The 17,571-nt window shown below is 33.0% G+C and carries 16 protein-coding genes; 9 read left to right on the top strand and 7 right to left on the bottom strand.

All coding sequences use genetic code 11. From position 1 onward, the window contains the following. Window positions 1-77: 77 nt before the first annotated feature. A complete protein-coding gene (gene hacB, locus METIG_RS00250) occupies window positions 78-587 on the bottom strand; it encodes a homoaconitase small subunit (protein WP_013798220.1) in 510 nt (169 codons plus the stop codon). Window positions 588-817: 230 nt separating this feature from the next. Between hacB and METIG_RS00255 the strand changes: the two genes are divergently transcribed. Next, window positions 818-1,441, top strand: coding sequence for an MBL fold metallo-hydrolase (locus METIG_RS00255; protein ID WP_013798221.1), 624 nt, complete (start codon window positions 818-820; stop codon window positions 1,439-1,441). Here METIG_RS00255 and METIG_RS00260 read toward each other — a convergent pair. The 4 genes from METIG_RS00260 to METIG_RS00275 form a co-directional block, all read right to left on the bottom strand. Next, complete coding sequence (locus METIG_RS00260) at window positions 1,433-2,944, bottom strand: helicase HerA-like domain-containing protein (RefSeq protein ID WP_013798222.1); 1,512 nt, start codon at window positions 2,942-2,944, stop codon at window positions 1,433-1,435. The genes METIG_RS00255 and METIG_RS00260 overlap by 9 nt on opposite strands. A 546-nt stretch (window positions 2,945-3,490) precedes the next feature. Next, on the bottom strand, window positions 3,491-4,009 hold the full coding sequence (locus tag METIG_RS00265) for an adenylate kinase family protein (RefSeq protein ID WP_048055616.1): 519 nt from the start codon (window positions 4,007-4,009) through the stop codon (window positions 3,491-3,493). A gap of 20 nt (window positions 4,010-4,029) precedes the next feature. Next, complete coding sequence (locus METIG_RS00270; RefSeq protein WP_013798224.1) at window positions 4,030-4,512, bottom strand: hypothetical protein; 483 nt, start codon at window positions 4,510-4,512, stop codon at window positions 4,030-4,032. Window positions 4,513-4,851: 339 nt separating this feature from the next. After that, complete coding sequence (locus METIG_RS00275) at window positions 4,852-5,268, bottom strand: EamA family transporter (RefSeq protein WP_157209525.1); 417 nt, start codon at window positions 5,266-5,268, stop codon at window positions 4,852-4,854. Between the two features lie 148 nt (window positions 5,269-5,416). Here METIG_RS00275 and METIG_RS00280 point away from each other — a divergent pair, with 148 nt between their 5' ends. From METIG_RS00280 to hisS, 5 genes are all read left to right on the top strand, one after another. After that, a complete protein-coding gene (locus METIG_RS00280) occupies window positions 5,417-6,667 on the top strand; it encodes a phosphoglycerate kinase (protein WP_013798226.1) in 1,251 nt (416 codons plus the stop codon). 167 nt (window positions 6,668-6,834) lie between these two features. After that, entirely contained in the window at window positions 6,835-7,806 is a 972-nt protein-coding gene (locus METIG_RS00285) for a methanogenesis marker 2 protein (RefSeq protein ID WP_013798227.1), read from the top strand. A 198-nt stretch (window positions 7,807-8,004) separates the two neighbouring features. Beyond that, window positions 8,005-8,397, top strand: coding sequence for a PIN domain-containing protein (locus METIG_RS00290; protein ID WP_013798228.1), 393 nt, complete (start codon window positions 8,005-8,007; stop codon window positions 8,395-8,397). 103 nt (window positions 8,398-8,500) lie between these two features. Further along, entirely contained in the window at window positions 8,501-8,785 is a 285-nt protein-coding gene (locus METIG_RS00295) for a metal-sulfur cluster assembly factor (RefSeq protein WP_013798229.1), read from the top strand. Between the two features lie 143 nt (window positions 8,786-8,928). Then, window positions 8,929-10,173, top strand: coding sequence for a histidine--tRNA ligase (gene hisS / locus METIG_RS00300; RefSeq protein ID WP_013798230.1), 1,245 nt, complete (start codon window positions 8,929-8,931; stop codon window positions 10,171-10,173). 138 nt (window positions 10,174-10,311) lie between these two features. On the opposite strand, the gene wtpA is transcribed toward hisS, so the two are convergent. Further along, window positions 10,312-11,385 (bottom strand): tungstate ABC transporter substrate-binding protein WtpA, encoded by a 1,074-nt coding sequence (gene wtpA, locus METIG_RS00305; RefSeq protein ID WP_013798231.1) that lies wholly within the window; start codon window positions 11,383-11,385, stop codon window positions 10,312-10,314. A gap of 167 nt (window positions 11,386-11,552) precedes the next feature. Continuing rightward, entirely contained in the window at window positions 11,553-13,226 is a 1,674-nt protein-coding gene (locus METIG_RS00310) for a glutamate--tRNA ligase (RefSeq protein ID WP_013798232.1), read from the bottom strand. 559 nt (window positions 13,227-13,785) lie between these two features. Here METIG_RS00310 and carB (METIG_RS00315) point away from each other — a divergent pair. The 3 genes from carB (METIG_RS00315) (at window position 13,786) to carB (METIG_RS00325) (ending at window position 17,425) form a co-directional block, all read left to right on the top strand. Next, on the top strand, window positions 13,786-15,234 hold the full coding sequence (carB, locus tag METIG_RS00315; protein ID WP_013798233.1) for a carbamoyl-phosphate synthase large subunit: 1,449 nt from the start codon (window positions 13,786-13,788) through the stop codon (window positions 15,232-15,234). A gap of 164 nt (window positions 15,235-15,398) precedes the next feature. Continuing rightward, window positions 15,399-15,563, top strand: a complete 165-nt coding sequence (locus METIG_RS00320; RefSeq protein ID WP_013798234.1) for a hypothetical protein — start codon at window positions 15,399-15,401, stop codon at window positions 15,561-15,563. Between the two features lie 53 nt (window positions 15,564-15,616). Continuing rightward, a complete protein-coding gene (gene carB, locus METIG_RS00325; RefSeq protein WP_013798235.1) occupies window positions 15,617-17,425 on the top strand; it encodes a carbamoyl-phosphate synthase large subunit in 1,809 nt (602 codons plus the stop codon). The last annotated feature ends 146 nt before the right edge of the window (window positions 17,426-17,571 follow it).

Below are 17,571 nucleotides of genomic sequence, written 5' to 3' on the forward strand. Positions count from 1 at the left end.
TATTAATTTAAGAATCAAAGTATTTCAATAATGCTCAAAATTTAAAGTTATAATTAAAGTTATAATTGATGTATTAATTAGCCATCCAAATAACATCTTTGCTTTACCTTTCTGTGGTAGTAGTTAATTAGCCCCCCAGCTTCTAAGATTTCTCTTTCTATGCCTTTTGGTGTTTCGCAGTTTAGGGTGATTTTATCGTTTATTATAATCTTCTCATTTTCCAAGTCAACTTCAATAACGTCCCCATCTTTAACGTGTTTGGTAATGCCCTTACAAACTATTGGAATTAACCCAATGTTTATTGCATTCCTGTAAAAGATTCTTGCAAAACTCTCTGCTATAACTGCTTTTATTCCGCAATATTTTATTGCTATTGGCGCCTGCTCCCTACTCGAACCACAACCAAAATTCTCCCCAGCAACAATAACATCCCCCTCTTTAACCTTCTTCGGAAAATCCTCATCAATCCCAGCCATACAGTGAGATGCTAACTCATGACCATCCATTGTTTTTAGATATGGTCCTGGAATGATTGCGTCAGTATCAACATCATTCCCAAAAACATGTGCTTTTCCTCTGATGTACATATTACCCCCAATTAATGTTTTATGTTTCTGTATGATTAATTTTTTATATAAATATTTCGGCAAAAGGTTGCAGTTTTCTTATATTACTATTTATATTTACGATAGAACCTCAATGGATTCTACGACTTTTTGTAAACTATGTTAACTTAAATTTAATAAATTTAATAAAATAGAAAATTATATATAAATCTTTCGGCATAAGGTAATATGCTTCCGTGTGGGGTGATGTTATGATTAAACTTTTGTATGAAGGAGAGCTTGTAAGGGAAAATGGTGTAATAAAGAAAGCATCTTCATCAGTAACACTAATCCAAACAAAAAACCATAATATAATTGTAGATACATCAACAAGGGATAAGAGGGAGTTAATTATTGAAGAGTTAAAAAAACTAAACTTGGAACCTAAAGACATTGATGTTATTATAAATACACACAGACACTACGACCACATAGAAAACAACGACTTATTCAAAAACGCAGTAATATACGCTTCACCACAAGAATGTGTGAAAGAATGTAGAGGATGTGCAATATATTCAACAACTGATGAAGTACATGATTTTGAGCCGATTGAAAAATTTGATGACGATGAAGTAATTATAATAAAAACCCCTGGCCACACATGGGGAAGCATATCTGTGGTTTATGAGGACTATGTTGTTGCTGGAGATGCAGTCCCTTTAAAAGGAAATATCTTAGGCAATATGCCTCCAGCAGTTAGAGTTGACAATAGAGCAGCAAAGGGAAGTTTGAGAAGGATAAAATTGCTAAGAAAGAATATCATAACTGGGCATGATGGAATCGTCTATGTGAATGAAATTCCTTCAGATAATGCAAATGGTGAGTTATTCTAAACCTCCAGACGTATCATAATAAAATTCTTTCTCTTCTTTGGTTATTTTTATACTTTTTTCCATCTTTTCTTTCCAGAATTTTATGAAGTCGATATCCTCCCCTCCATAGTGTCCATTGAACTTATTTATTTTCACAATTGCAGGTATTTTTATGCATGGGCCTATAATTATTGCCTCTCCAATGTTCAAACTTGTTAGTTGCTTAATTAAATCCTCACTTAGATTTTCTGAGGCATGTTGAACATGCTTTTGGTCATTTGGCTCAATTAACTTTGAGATTATTAAGTTACTGCATTGAGATAACGCTTCAGCATCCAATGTCTTTGGTCTTTGGGATACTAAGCAAAGCCCTACCCCAAACTTTCTCCCTTCTCTTGCTATTCTTGATATATAATGCTTTGCCCTTGTTTTTCTATTTTGTGGGACTATTAGGTGGGCCTCTTCAAAAATTAAGAATATTGGTTTTGCCCCATCCCTCCCATTTTCAAGGATGGCTCTTTTTCTGTCGTTTAGGATTTCTTTTGTAAAGTAGGAAACAATAATATCAACACTGTTCTCATCCAAACTTTCAAGTGGAAGGATGTTTATGTGATGCTCTTTTATTTCATTTATTGGATTGTAGTGGATTTTTATTAAATCTTTCTTAAATTGGAGCAAATCCTCCAATCTAAAAATTGCTGTCTGGATGCTATCTTTGTCTTTCTTATAGTTATCATCTTCCATAAATTTTTCTAATTCTCCAATTATTGCATTTATGTAGTCCTCTGCAGAGTTGAAATCCTTTTCTTGATATTGCTCTTTTATGTTTTTTATTGCCTTTCTTATGTAAGGCCTCTGCTTTGTTGCCTGTGCATCAACACCAGCCAAATCTGCCAAATCACTATCAGAAATATGGAAGATGTTAATTTTTGGCTCAATTACATGTTTTCTTAATGGGAAATTATATGATTCTATATTCCTATACTCCCCATGCATGTCAAAGACCAAAATAGTTGCTCCAATTTTATTTAACTCCTCCATTAAAACAGCAACAGTATTTGATTTCCCCATCCCAGTCATTGCCAATATTGCCAAATGCCTTGAGCAGAGTTTATTTACATCTAAAGAAACTTCAATATCTCTTGTAGCTAATTTTCCAATGGTTATATGGCTATTTGAGAAGATGTTTTTTAGTGTTTCATTGTCTGCTTTATATATTGGTGTTCCTGGTTTTGGTGGAATTTTTGGTATTTTTAATTCTTTAATATCTCCCAAAACCTTAATTTTCCCAATTATGTAGTAAGAGCTTTCATCATCAAATTCTCTAATCTTTTCTAAATCTTCTATGCTTAAAATTTCACTTAAAACCATATTTCCTTGGATTGTGCTCTCTACCATCCCTAAAACATCTATTCCATCATAACTAATCATTACATAATCTCCGACTTCTGGTGGATGCTTCGCTAAAAATGTTAGTTCATCTGTTCTTGTCTCCCCTATTGTATACCCAATAATCTTTTCCATGACTACCACTAACGTTTTTTTAGAGATTATTTGTTTTGGTTATAAAAAGTTTTATTTAAATATAATTTATGGATTTAATTATACAAATTTTTAATTCTAACAAATTTAGGCCATCTTCAAAAATTTACGCAGATTATAGCATAGTCGTTCTGCAAATATACGGCAAAATCCCTTGGATTTTGCCAAAAGACATACGGCAAAACTTTCAGTTTTGCCAAAAAACCCTTCTAACGCACACGACTATAAATGTCATTTATAGTTGTTTGCCTTACTAATGAACGAAATCTCCATTAAATTATAGGGGATGATTAACCTTTATTTGGAATATTAAATGGCAAAACAAAGTTTTGCCGTATAAAATTGGCAAACAACTATAACTTACTTAAAATTTAAAGTTACTAATGTTAAACAAATCCCAAATAAATTTAAGATAAATGATTTATGACACTCTTATAACTATTTATAAACGCAAACGACTATAGTAGACTAAAAATTTCAAAATGTTATTAAAAACCTCATAGTTGTTATTTATGTTTTGTTATTATGCTATTTAAATTGTTCCAACAAATAAAAATACTTTTCAGTCCAATCTACGATACCTTTTCTTATCTTTTTATTTTTTATGGCATCAATAATTTCATCTACAATATCTTCAACGTCTCTACCAGTCGTATCTATTTCATAAACCATTCCTTCACTTTCAGCCAAACAAACATCCAAAATCTCTGCTTCAACATTTTCCATAACTTTCTTCTGCTTATATCCCCTCTCTTCCAACCTCTTTTTAACGGTTTCCGGATTACATCTCAAAACTACAATATAATCCGCATCTAAAAGATGACTAACATGTCCATCAAGTATTATATTATCTAAACCATCGAGAAACTCTCTAAGTTTATCAAAGTCAATTACATAAGAATCCATTTCCTCATCCTTCTCAGAATATAGCTTATGTTTTTTCACAACTTCGGTTATGTCAATATGCTTGAATCCCAATTTTTCCGCAAGTTTTTTTGATATTGTTGTTTTTCCAACTCCAGGGGTCCCTGTTATAGCAATTTTAATATTTCTCACCTTCTATTTGTTTATTCCTCATCTCTTTCATTTATTTCAATAGTTTGTGGTGAGTATCTATCAATATTAACATTGTCTTTAACTGCAAGGATAACATACTCTCCTACTCTACCCAACTTATAACCCAATGTCTCCAAATACTTTTTAAAATCAAGGAAATCTTTAATAACTCCTTCCACTGGAATTTCTTCAAGGTTAACTATAACAATATCATGCTCTATCATTTCTCTAACATTTATAAAGTCCTCAGGAGTTTTAATTCTGATGGTCAGTATTTTTGGAGGTATTTTTATTACTTTTTCTATTACTTTCTCTTCTATTTTTTCCCTATCTTCCTCTTTTTCTTTTTCTTCTGTTAGAGGTATCTGCTCTGAACCGACAATCTCATATGCAGGAGCGTCTTCTCCAATAATTACATACTCTTCTTCTTTTATTGGTATTTGTTGTGGGAGTTCTTTATTTCCAACAAATATTCTTTTTATTTTTCTAAGCATAATTTTCCCTCCCATGTAACCATCTTAACAATATAAACATTTACAATAACTTTTGCCATCCCCTTATTTTAAACTTTTGGATATTGTTAAAAGTTTAAATAAATCATCAGGCGAACAAAAATCATAGAAAAGTTTAACATAAGGGCAGTAACATAATAGCTTGCATTATAACTGACTAAAAACTTCAATAAAATGTATAGTTGTCTGCCTTACTTCTTCATTAAATTATAAGGTATGATTGACCTTTATTTGGAATTTTATAATTGATTTATCATCCTTTTAAAAAATAAATGGCAAAACAAAGTTTTGCCGTATAAATTCGTAATGACTGTAGTGCCGTTATTCCACTACAAGGGAAACGCCTATAAATATCAATATAGCCCCAATCCAAACTTTAACAGATGGCATCTTACCCAAAATAAGTGTTGATAACATTATTGTCACAAATGGGTATATACTTGATATAACAACAACCTTTGATGGAGAGGACATTGATAAACCCTTATAGAAAAAATACTGTCCAGTAATACCAGCAATTAACGATACCAAAGTTAAATAAATAAGAACCCTATAGTCAATCTTCATTGTCATTATCTTTCCAGTTGAAGCAAATATTAGAGAAATTATTATAAAGTCCATTAATGATTTAATAAATATAGCTGTTGATGAGTCAGTTAATTCTAAGGCTTTTTTCTCAATTATTGGACATAGGCCCCAACATAACGCAGCTAACAATGCAAAAAATTCACCTTTCATTTTATCACCCATTAGTCGAAAAAATAACAATAAAAAATAAATAATGACAATACTTCAATAATAAATTATCAATTTAATTTTTATCGATTATTATATTTCAGCCAATTAGAATTATGTAATGGACTAAATAACAACAAGGAGGGAAATGATGTTCCTAACTTTAGACGATTTTGATCTTGATGGAAAAACTGTTTTGTTGAGAGTGGATATAAACAGCCCAATAGATTTGAACACAGGCGTTGTTTTAGATGATACAAGAATTAGGGCATGTAAAGAAACAATTGAAGAACTCTGCAATAAAAATGCGAGGGTAGTTATTCTTGCTCACCAAAGTAGGCCAGGAAAAAAGGACTTTACAACCTTAGAAATGCATGCAGAAAAACTCTCTGAGGTTTTGGATAGAGAAGTTAGATACATAGATGACATATTTGGTTCTTATGCAAGGAACGCTATAAAGAATATGAAAGATGGGGAAATAATACTACTTGAGAATGTAAGGTTCCTTGCAGAGGAAGTTTTGAAAGATTGGAAAAAATGGAAGGACATAACTCCAAAAAAGCAAGCAGAGACACATTTAGTAAAGAAATTATATCCATTGTGTGATTATTTTGTAAACGATGCGTTTGCAGCTGCACATAGAGCACAACCATCTTTAGTAGGATTTGCATATTATTTACCAATGATTGCTGGAAGAATTATGGAAAAAGAATTGAGTATTTTAGGAAAAGTATTAAAAAATCCTGAAAGACCTTGTATCTTTGTTTTGGGTGGAGCCAAAGCAGATGACAGTATAAAAGTAATGAAAAATGTTTTAAAAAATGGATCAGCAGATAAGGTATTAACAACAGGAATTGTGGCAAACATCTTCTTAATAGCAAAGGGCTACAAACTGGGTGTAAATGAGAAGATTATTGAGGATATGGGATTAAAAGACCAAATAGGTATTGCAAAGGAATTGTTGGATAAGTATGAGGACAAAATTATAACTCCAATAGATGCGGCTCTAAATATTGATGGAGAGAGGAAAGAAATTGATTTAGATATGGATATTGAAGTAGAATATCCAATCCACGATATTGGAGAAAAGACGATTGAATTATACAATGAGATTATTAAAGATGCAAAAACAATAGTTGCCAATGGGCCAGCAGGAGTGTTTGAAAACAAAAACTTCCTAAAAGGAACAGCGGAAATATTAAACAGCATCGCAAACTCCAACGCATTTTCCGTTATTGGAGGAGGACATTTATCTGCTGCTGCAGAGTTAATTGGTGTTGCTGATAAAATAGGACATATAAGTACTGGAGGAGGAGCGTGCCTCGAGTTCTTAGCAGGAGAAGAATTGCCTGTTATTACTATGTTGGAGAAATCTTACCAAAAGTATAAAGGACAAATTTAATTCTTAACTTTCTACCTTATTGCTCTATTATTTATTCAATATCATGTCAATATCAATAAATCAATAAAATTTATAATGCAAAAATCCAAATTTAAAAAATCGAAAGTTTTAAAAATGGTAGTATTAAAAATCATAAGAATTGTATTATCAATGAAAAAGGGGATTTTATGAATTTGAAAAAATTGGCAGAAGAGATAAAAAATTTTGAAGGTGTTATAAGAAAAAAGGAAATTAAGAATGTTGTTAGTAATTTTGTTTTTGAGGAGGAGTATGATTTTGATATCATTGTTGATTTTGGTGATGATGCGGCAGTTGTTGGAATTGATGGAGAAAATGCAATTTTATTAGCAGCAGATGGAATCTGGGGTAAATTATTGGAGGCAGACCCTTGGTGGGCTGGCTATTGCTCGGTATTGGTTAATGCAAATGACATCGCTGCTATGGGAGGTAAACCAGTAGCAATGACAAACATCATAAGCATTAAGGATTGCGATATTGGAAGAGAAGTGTTGAGTGGAGTTAAAGAAGGTGTTAAAAAATTCGGCATTCCTATGGTTGGTGGACATACACATCCTGATGCACAGTGTAATGTTTTAGATGTCTCCATTACGGGTATCGTTAAGAAGGACTGTATATTGAGGAGTGACAATGCAAAGGTTGGAGATAAAATTATTTTTGCCTATGATTTGGATGGAAAATTGCATGAGAAATTTAAACTCAACTGGGATACAACAACAATGAAACCAAAAAAGATTGTTAGAGAGCAGTTAAGGGCATTAACCATTATTGGAGAGGAAAAACTCGCAAACTCCTGCAAAGATATAAGCAATCCGGGAGCAATTGGAACGTTAGGAATGCTTTTGGAGGTTTCTAAAAAAGGTGGAGTTGTAGATGTGACAAAAATACCTAAACCAGAAGATATTCCACTAAATCACTGGCTTAAAGTTTATCCAGGAACTGCATTTGTATTCACCGCAAAGGAAGAAAATGTTAAAAGTATAGTTGAAATCTTGGAAGATGCTAATATCACTGCGGAGGTTTGTGGAGAAGTCATAAAGGACAGAAAATTAATTATTTCAGATGGAAAAGAAAAAGAAATTGTCTTTGATTTTGAAAAAGAATATATTTGTGGATGTTAATGTTCCTTGTTGTATTTAAATGTTACTTAAATCAAAAACTGTGTTGAACTCTAATTTAAAATAACCGTAAATCCTTTTTTATTTTTCTTACGAGGACAATATATGGATTAATTTTATCAAATTTATCGAACTATAACACCCATAATAAATTAAAATATTAATTTTTGTTATTTTATTCAATGAGAACTGGTGTCATTTATGTATTTAGTGGTTCCAGACACAAATTTTTTAATATATGCGTTTAAGCATAAGATAAATTTTGACTATGAATTGGAAAGGGCATTAAATGCAAAGTATAGAGTGGTTATATTAAAGTGTATCTATGATGAGTTGCAAAAACTTCAAAGGGAACTAAAAGGTAAGGAAAAACTCTCCGTATCTTTGGCATTGAAGATGATTGAAAAATATGGGATAATTGACTACAACAAAGGAACATATACAGATGAGATAATTATAAACTTTGCAAAGGAAAATAAGAACGTGATTGTGTGCACAAATGATAAAGAACTAAAAAACAAACTTATTGATTTAAACATTCCGATTATATTCGTTAGGCAAAAGAATTACTTTGATGTTATCGGGCTTATATAACAAAATTTTTAAATAAAATAACGAAAAGATAAAATAAAACTCTTTTTAAAATCCATTTAAGTTTTTAATTAAACCACATCAAAAAATAAAAAAAGGTGAAAACATGGTCTCAAAAGAAGATATAATGAATGCGTTAAAAAAAGTTACTGACCCACACATGGGAATTAGCATTGTTGATATGGGGTTAATAAGTGATGTTGAAGTTGATGATGAAGGAAACGTTAAGTTTACATTAACTCCTACAAACCCTGCATGTATGAGTGTTTTAGGAATGGCAATGCACGCAAAAGAAGTAGTTAAAGGTATTGAAGGCGTAAAAAGTGTAAAGGTTGAAGTAAAAGGCCACATGATGGAAAAAGAAATAAATGAAATGTTAAATAAAGAGTAATTTTACTTCAATATTATTTTTTGTTAATTTTTAACAAATAAGTAAGACACAAACAAAATTAGAAATCTCTCTTAGCTTATTTTTATTGTTAATGCCCTGTATCAACTATATAAATTTAAACAAAACTTTTTTAAGGTGGAAGAATGTTTCAAAAGCCAAGAGGGACAAGGGACTTTACTCCAGAGGAGATGAAGAAGAGAAGAATTATTGAGAACAAATTGAGGAAAGTTATAGAGAGTTACAACTACAAGGAAATCTTAACCCCAACTTTTGAGCATTTCGATTTAATTGCAAAGAAAACAGGGGAAGAAATTAGGAAGCAACTCTTTGTATTTAAAGATCATGGTGGTAGAGAGATGGCGTTAAGGCCAGAACTCACTTCCCCAGTAGCGAGATTTTATATAAATGAGTTAAAGATGTTGCCAAAACCATTAAAACTCTACTATTTCGCAAACTGTTTTAGGTATGAGAGACCCCAGGCAGGAAGATATAGAGAGTTCTGGCAGATGGGATGTGAGTTAATTGGGAGTAAAAGTCCATTAGCAGATGCAGAGATTATAAATCTTGCAATTGAAGGTTTAAAAAGTATAAATATGGATTTTGAGGTTCATATTGGGCATTTGGGAGTTTTAAGAGGAGTGTTTGATGAAATGGGATTGGATGTTGAAACACAAAATAAGATAAGGCATTTGATTGATAAGGAAGATATAGAAGGGCTTGAGAAGTTTTTAAATGAAAAAATTGGCGAGGAGAAAAAGGATATTATTTTCAAAGTTTTGGAATATAAGGGAGGAAGGGAAATATTGGAGAAAGTTAAAGAGGACTTAAAAGATTATCCAAAGGCAATTGAAGCTGTAGAGAATCTTGAAGAGATATTGGATTTTGTAAGGCATGATTATGTTATAAATTTAGGAATTGCAAGAGGGCTCGATTACTACACTGGAATGGTATTTGAGATCTATGGAAAAAGAGAGGGGGCAAGGCAGGTTTGTGGTGGAGGAAGGTACGACAACTTAATAGAAACATTCGGAGGAGAGCCGACACCAGCGGTAGGATTTGCCTATGGATTTGATAGAATTATGCTCAACATTGATGACTTTGAGGTTGAAGAAGAGGCAATATTAATAACCCCAGTGAAAAAAGATAAGGAATTAATAAAGGCATGCTTGGATATAGCAGATACATTAAGAAAAAACAACAAAATCGTTGAAGTTGAATTGATGGGGAGAAGGTTAAATAAAGCCTTAGATTACGCAAACACAAAAGGTATCAAAAAGGTTATAATTGTTGGTAGTAGGGAGTTGAGTGAAGGAAAAGTCACTTTAAAAGACATGATTAGTGGAGAGCAAAAATTAGTCGATATTGATAAAATAAGTGAAGTTTTATAAGTTTTTAAATTTTTATTTTGTTTCTTCCAAAATTTTAAAGCAAATCCTTAAAAATCGTTTATAGTCATGATAAAATTGAAAACTATGTAAAAAATAAAAATAATAAAAATAAAAGTAATTTTAATTAAGTCCAATTTTCTACTCTTCTACTTTTACTAATGGCTTTATCTCTTCAGGAATGTTTCCAAATCCAACTGCTGGGTTAATGGCTGGCTGTCCATTTTTCTCAAACACTTCTGGATGCTCTAAAACCATTTTAACAAATTCAATTGCCTCTTTTTTATGTGGGGCGTTTTTTGGAATAGTTAATCCATACACAATTGGTTTTGCAACGAGAGTTTTATTTTTACCAAGTAGTTTTAATTTAACTTTTTTGTAAGCATCTTCATATTCATAATAACCAAGGTTTATTTCTTTTGGAAGTTCAATGTATTTTAAGTGATGTTGTTCTGCGACACTTTTGTATATGAAGAGGTAATCATAAGCGCCTGCTTCTAAAGGTGCCAATAAATCTGTTTCTTTGCTTCTGAGGACTATTTTGTTGGTATTTACTTCAACATTTTGTGGGACTAATATTGTGTATGTTCCGTTTTCTTCCTCAACCTTAATGTTTGAGTTCTTCAAAACCAAATCATCGTAAATTTTTGGGTTTTTGTAGTAAATCTCTGCCAACTGCATGACCATCTGGCTTCTATAACCGCAAGGGTCATCATTAGGATTTGAAAAACCAAATTTAACATCAGGCTTATTCAATATTTCATACCAATTTGTTGAGTTTATTTCATCTTTGTATTTGCTTTTATCAGTATATGCCAGGACGATTTCATTTCTTGCAAACATAACATACCAATCAGCATATTTTGGCATCATCATTTGTGGAATTAGTGAATAATCTGCTGACGCTAAGATATCCGCCTTTTTACCTAAATCCGTAATTTTTCTAACACATTTTACACTTCCTGCTGGTTCTCTCTGTACATCGATATTTGGATGTTCCTTTTCAAACATTTTCTCATATTCAGAAAATGGCACGGATAAACTTCCAGCATGGAATATTTTTAGAACTTTCTCTTCTACTTTAGCATTAGATGCCTGACTTGTTTGTGGTGTGGTTGATTGTGTAGGTTGTTCTTTGCTGGTGTTTACACAACCACATAACGCAACGCTTATTGCACCAATTAGCAATACCAAGAGCCATTTCGATTTAATCAAAATATCACCTCCACACTACAGTGTTAATTAGATTAAATTATATTTAAATTTTATGTTAATGTAAATTGATTAACTTCAATTTTATATAAGGAGGAATTATCCCATAAAAATAGGAATTTAAAAAAGAAAAATTCTAAAAAGAAAAATGAATTTAATAAATTTAGTCCTTATTTGTGTGCGAAATAACAGACAACTTCATCATCTTTCTTATTATCGACTCTAACAAACCCAACTCTCTCAAACTGCACGATTTCACCGACATTGGCTACTTTAAAGTCCTTTTCAGCAACTCCTACATGTTCTTTTGCATCAGTGTCTATTATGGTGGTTTTTACACAGTCCTTTACAGGAACCCAATGGATGATTTTTGCCTTATTTTCCCTTGCAATTTTAAAGTCCTTACTATGGTATTTTGCGTAGATAATGTTATCCTCAACCTTCTCAATAACGATATTGAACAATTCCATCAACCTATATACCTTCCCTTCTTCCAATTCATCTGAAACATATATTTCCCCATCAAAAATCAATTCCCTTGTTCCTAACTCCTTGTTATCAGGATGCATTCTTAAATGTAAAACCTCTTTCTCCGCATCTTTAACAATAACCTTCTTTGGATTTTCAACAAAGAAAAACCTTCTTGCATTTTTGTCAATAAGGTCTTTGTTTATTGCATATAAGTTTTCCCATGAGAATCTAACATCTGCCTGCTTTATGCCAATCTTTTTCATTATCTCATATATTGCCTCTGGCTGGATTCCCCTTCTTCTTAATGCCCTCAATGTTCCCAATCTTGGATCATCCCATCCTTTATATATCCCCTCTTTAATCCCTTCATACATCTTTGAAGTGCTTAAAACTGTACCCTCAATCTTTAAAATTCCATAATGTAGGTATTCTGGCATCTCCCATCCAAAGTAGTTGTATATGTAAGACTGCTTTTCAGTATTCACAATGTGGTCTTTCCCTCTCAAAACATGCGTCATTCCAAGTAGATGGTCATCAATTGGAACAGAGAAGTTCATTAATGGGTATACGCAATATTTATCCCCTGTTCTTGGGTGTGGTGTTTTTTCAATTCTAAATATTGGGAAATCCCTTATTGATGGATTTTTGTGTTTTATGTCTGTTTTTAACCTAACAGCAACATTTTCAACTTCTCCATTTAGCATCTTTTCCCAAAGTTCAAGGTTCTCCTCAACATCTCTCTCCCTACACTTACATGGGATTCCTTTATTCCTCAACTCCCTAAACTCTTCTGGGTCGCATTCACAAACATAAGCATGACCCATTTCAATTAACTTTTTCCCATATTCATAGTAAATATCCATTCTGTCTGATTGGATAACAACCTCATCAACCTTAACCCCTAACCACTCCAAATCTTCTTTAATCATATCGTAGGCCTCTGGCAAAACCCTCTTTGGGTCTGTATCTTCCAGCCTTAAAATCAACTTCCCTCCGTATTTTTTAACAAAGTAATCATTTAACACTGCTGCCCTCGCATGTCCAAGATGCAAAGGTCCTGATGGGTTTGGAGCAAATCTCATAATTACTTTTCCTTTTACGTTTTTTAACTCCAAATCTTTATCTTTTTTCTGTCTGCCTTTATCTTCTTCGAGCATCTCTGGTGCAATTTCTTTTAATTTTGCTATTTGCTCCTCGACTGATAACTTCTCAACTTCTTTTGCTACCTCTTCTATTATACTCAATACCTCTTTTGCATTTTTTCTATACTCTGCATTCTCTGCCAAAAACTTCCCTAAAACTGCCTTTGGGTTTGCTTTTCCATTGTATTTTATTGCATTTTGAAGTACATACTTTAAAACTATGTCTCTCAACTTATCACCATCCTTAATTTAAATATTTTAAATTTTTAAATTTATTGTAGAGAATACTCATCAGATAGTAAGGCATCCCATCCATTTGATGAAACCTTTTAAAGGTTCATTTATAGTCGTGTGCGGAATTTATACGGCAAAACCTTTGGTTTTGCCATTAATTATGTATTAATAAATTTTTAAATAACTTTTATTCCTCCTTAAAATTTGAAATAAGGGATGAATCTTTAAGAATTTGTCAATAGCATATTTCCAATTTCTAACGCACACGACTATAGGACTATGTTCTCAACCTATAACTATCCATTAAATTTAAAAATGATATGTGCTATATTATGTTGAAGATGTGTTGATGTCATATTGCCCAAAATTATATAAATAAAATTTGCGTATTTTGGGATAAGATTTCAGTTTTAAGGATGATTTATAATTATCGTTTTTTACAGATAATTTCATCAATTAAGTGTTTAGCTTAGAGTATGGACAAAAAATAGAATTATTATGGTTATTCATGAAAATTTTGGAATAAGTTCATCAAAAATGCCCTAAAGGTGGAATTTTGAAAAGGGAAGATATAAACAAGGTTATGATTTTAGGTTCTGGGCCTATAGTTATAGGACAGGCAGCAGAGTTCGATTTTTCTGGTTCCCAGGCATGTAAGGCGTTAAGAGAAGAGGGAGTATATACTATTTTAGTGAATTCCAACCCTGCAACAATCCAAACAGACACAAATATTGCAGATAAGGTTTATTTAGAACCATTACACCCAAAGATTGTTGAGAAGATTATTGAAAAGGAAAGGCCTGACGCTATATTGCCAACAATGGGAGGTCAGACAGGGCTTAACCTTGCAATGGAGTTGTATAAAAGAGGAGTTTTGGATAAATATGGTGTTGAGTTGATAGGTTCTAATGCAAGGGTCATTGAAATTTGTGAGGACAGAGCGTTGTTTGATAAAGCAATGAAAGAAATTGGTGAGCCAACAACAAAATCAAAGGCAGTTAATAGTGTAGAAGAGGCCTTAGAGTTCGTTGAGGAAATTGGTTATCCAGTCATTGTTAGGCCTGCGTTTACATTAGGAGGGACTGGTGGAGGAATTGCTCACAATGAGGAGGAACTCATAGAGATTGTCAAAAAAGGTTTAAAATACTCCATAATCAACCAAGTTTTGATTGATGAAAGCGTTTTGGGTTGGAAAGAGTTTGAGTATGAGGTCATGAGAGACAGAAAAAACACATGTATTATTGTTTGTAACATGGAGAACATTGACCCAATGGGAATACACACAGGAGAAAGTATTGTCGTTGCTCCAGCACAAACATTGAGTGATGAGTTCCACCAAAAATTGAGAAGTGCTGCATTAAAAATCATTAGGCATTTGGGAATTGAGGGAGGATGTAACATTCAGTTTGCAGTAAACAAGGAGATGACTGAGTATAGGGTTATAGAGGTAAACCCAAGGGTCTCAAGGAGCTCAGCATTAGCAAGTAAAGCAACTGGATACCCAATAGCAAGAATCGCTGCAAAGATTGCAATAGGTATGACATTGGATGAGATTAGAAATGATGTCACAAAAGAAACACCCGCAAGCTTTGAGCCGACATTAGATTATGTTGTTGTAAAAATCCCAAGATGGCCATTTGACAAGTTCAGGACAGTAGATAAGAGATTAGGAACAAGTATGAAATCAACTGGAGAAGTCATGGCAATTGGTAGAAGTTTTGAGGAAGCACTGCAAAAGGCAATTAGAAGCTTGGATATTGGTAGGTTTGGTTTAATTGGGGATGGAAAAGACAAGGAATACACCGATGAGGAGATTGAAGACATATTGAAGAACCCAACAGATGAGAGAATATTTGTTATTGCTTATGCATTGGATAGAGGTTGGAGTGTTGAGAAAATAGCAGAGTTAACAAATATTGACGAGTTCTTCATTAGAAAAATCAAGAACATTGTTGATATGAAGAAGGAGTTAGAAAAACTTGGAAAGGAATTAAAGGGATTATAGTTGTGTGCGTTAGAAATTGAACATAACTTTAATAAAATTTATAAGGCATTAAATACTCAATTTCAAAATTTAAAGGAGGAAAAATGACCACTTAAAATTTTATAAGTTTTTATAATAAGTTTAAAAAAATTCGCACACAACTATAAATGCCTAAATGGGAGATTATGAAAAAAGAAACGAAGATAAAAATATTAATTTTTATAAACATTCTAATAGTAGCAATGACTTTGTGGGCTTTGCTAAGAGGAAAGATACTGCTTACTTTGGTAGGAATCGTAGTCCTGATTAATGGACTTTTGACATTAAAAAGGGCAAAAGAGGAAAATTAAAAATTAAAATTTTAAAAATTATGAAGAATGAAATCGCTTAAAATGGTGATTATATGGAAGATAAATTAAAGAAAATATTGTTAAAGGCAAAGATGATGGGATTCTCTGATGTTCAATTGGCAAATTTGTTAGGAATGAGCGAAAATGAGGTTAGAGAGTTGAGGAAAAAATATGGAATAACTCCAACTTACAAAATGGTAGATACATGTGCTGCTGAGTTTGAGGCAAAAACCCCATACTACTACTCTGCCTATGAAAAAATAACCTACAAAGAGCAAGATGAAAGTAATCCATCTCCAAACAAAAAGGTCATCATCCTTGGTTCTGGGCCTATAAGAATAGGACAGGGGGTAGAGTTTGATTACTCAACAGTTCACGCAATATTTGCCTTAAAAGAAATGGGTATTGAGGCAATTATAATAAACAACAACCCAGAAACCGTCTCAACTGACTACGATACATCAGATAAACTTTACTTTGAACCAATAACATTTGAAGATGTAATGAATATTGTTGAAAAAGAGAGGGAAAACGGGGAATTATTGGGAGTTATGGTCCAATTTGGTGGACAAACTGCTATAAATTTAGCAATGAAACTTCACAAAGCAGGGGTCAAAATATTAGGAACATCCCCTGAGAGCATAGATTTGGCAGAGGATAGGGAGCAGTTCTCCAAACTATTAAAAAAGTTAGGTATCCCACAAGCAGAGGGAGGAACTGCATTTACAGAGGAGGAGGCAATAAAAATTGCAGAGAAGATTGGATATCCTGTATTGGTTAGGCCTTCCTATGTCCTTGGTGGAAGAGCAATGCAGATTGTTTATAACACTGAGGAGTTAAAGGACTACATGAGAGAGGCAGTTAGAGTTTCCCCAGAGCATCCAGTTTTGATTGATAAGTTTTTGGAAGATGCCATTGAGGTTGATGTTGATGCCGTATGTGATGGGGAAGATGTATTTATTGGAGCAATAATGGAGCATATTGAGGAAGCAGGAGTGCACAGTGGAGATAGTGCTTGCGTTATTCCGCCACAGACATTGCCTAAGGAGATAATCGACACAATAATCGATTACACAACCAAATTGGCAAGGGCTTTGAAGATTGTCGGTTTAATAAATATCCAATATGCAGTTAAAGATGGAAAGGTTTACATCTTAGAGGCAAATCCAAGAGCATCAAGAACCGTGCCTTATGTAAGTAAATCAATAGGTATTCCACTTGCAAAAATTGCTACAAAGGTAATTATGGGGCAAAAGCTTAAAGATTTAGGATACGTTGGAATAGCAAAACCAAAATATGTTTCAGTTAAAGAGGCAGTATTCCCATTCCAAAAATTGCCTGGAGTTGACCCAGTTTTAGGGCCAGAGATGAAATCTACTGGAGAGGCAATAGGTATTGATGCTGACTTCGGTAGGGCATACTACAAATCCCAGTTATCAGCAAACATGGAGTTGCCAATGTCAGGAACAGTGTTTATAAGTGTAAAGGATAGAGATAAAAGGCATATTGGGGAAATAGCAAAGAAATTCCATGAATTAGGATTTGAGATATTTGCAACAAAGGGAACTGCAGAGGTTATAAGAAAAGAAGGCATTCCAGTTAGAGAGGTTAAGAAAATCTCCGAAAGCACAAATGATAATATCTTAACATTAATACAGCAAGGTAAGATTGATTTGATAATAAACACATCCTCTGGAGATGCTGCAAAAACAGATGGTTACTATATAAGAAGGGCTGCAGTAGAGTTTAATATCCCATACATAACAACCATCCAAGGTGCAAGGGCAGCAATTAAGGCAATTGAGGCCGTTAAAGATGGATTGTTGGGAGTTTACTCATTAAATGAAATGGAAGAGAACTAAGTGCATCAAAAAAAGGTTAAGCAAAATCATAACGGAGTTTAATTGATTTTCTCATATTTTTTTAGATTCCTTTTAAATGCAAAAATATTTTATCAACCAATACCTAAACTATAGTTGTTCGCAAATTTTTTTGCATTTATTAGGCA

This window comes from Methanotorris igneus Kol 5 (assembly GCF_000214415.1).
Lineage (GTDB): Archaea > AGJL01 > Methanococci > Methanococcales > Methanococcaceae > Methanotorris > Methanotorris igneus.

Coding starts and splice junctions, on each gene's coding strand:
- METIG_RS00290 (WP_013798228.1), top strand. CDS start 8,005: ATGTATTTAGTGGTTCCAGACACAAATTTTTTAATATATGCGTTTAAG.
- METIG_RS00255 (WP_013798221.1), top strand. CDS start 818: ATGATTAAACTTTTGTATGAAGGAGAGCTTGTAAGGGAAAATGGTGTA.
- METIG_RS00270 (WP_013798224.1), bottom strand. CDS start 4,512: ATGCTTAGAAAAATAAAAAGAATATTTGTTGGAAATAAAGAACTCCCA.
- METIG_RS00285 (WP_013798227.1), top strand. CDS start 6,835: ATGAATTTGAAAAAATTGGCAGAAGAGATAAAAAATTTTGAAGGTGTT.
- METIG_RS00275 (WP_157209525.1), bottom strand. CDS start 5,268: ATGAAAGGTGAATTTTTTGCATTGTTAGCTGCGTTATGTTGGGGCCTA.
- METIG_RS00295 (WP_013798229.1), top strand. CDS start 8,501: ATGGTCTCAAAAGAAGATATAATGAATGCGTTAAAAAAAGTTACTGAC.
- hacB (WP_013798220.1), bottom strand. CDS start 587: ATGTACATCAGAGGAAAAGCACATGTTTTTGGGAATGATGTTGATACT.
- METIG_RS00260 (WP_013798222.1), bottom strand. CDS start 2,944: ATGGAAAAGATTATTGGGTATACAATAGGGGAGACAAGAACAGATGAA.
- carB (WP_013798235.1), top strand. CDS start 15,617: ATGGAAGATAAATTAAAGAAAATATTGTTAAAGGCAAAGATGATGGGA.
- METIG_RS00280 (WP_013798226.1), top strand. CDS start 5,417: ATGTTCCTAACTTTAGACGATTTTGATCTTGATGGAAAAACTGTTTTG.
- METIG_RS00320 (WP_013798234.1), top strand. CDS start 15,399: ATGAAAAAAGAAACGAAGATAAAAATATTAATTTTTATAAACATTCTA.
- hisS (WP_013798230.1), top strand. CDS start 8,929: ATGTTTCAAAAGCCAAGAGGGACAAGGGACTTTACTCCAGAGGAGATG.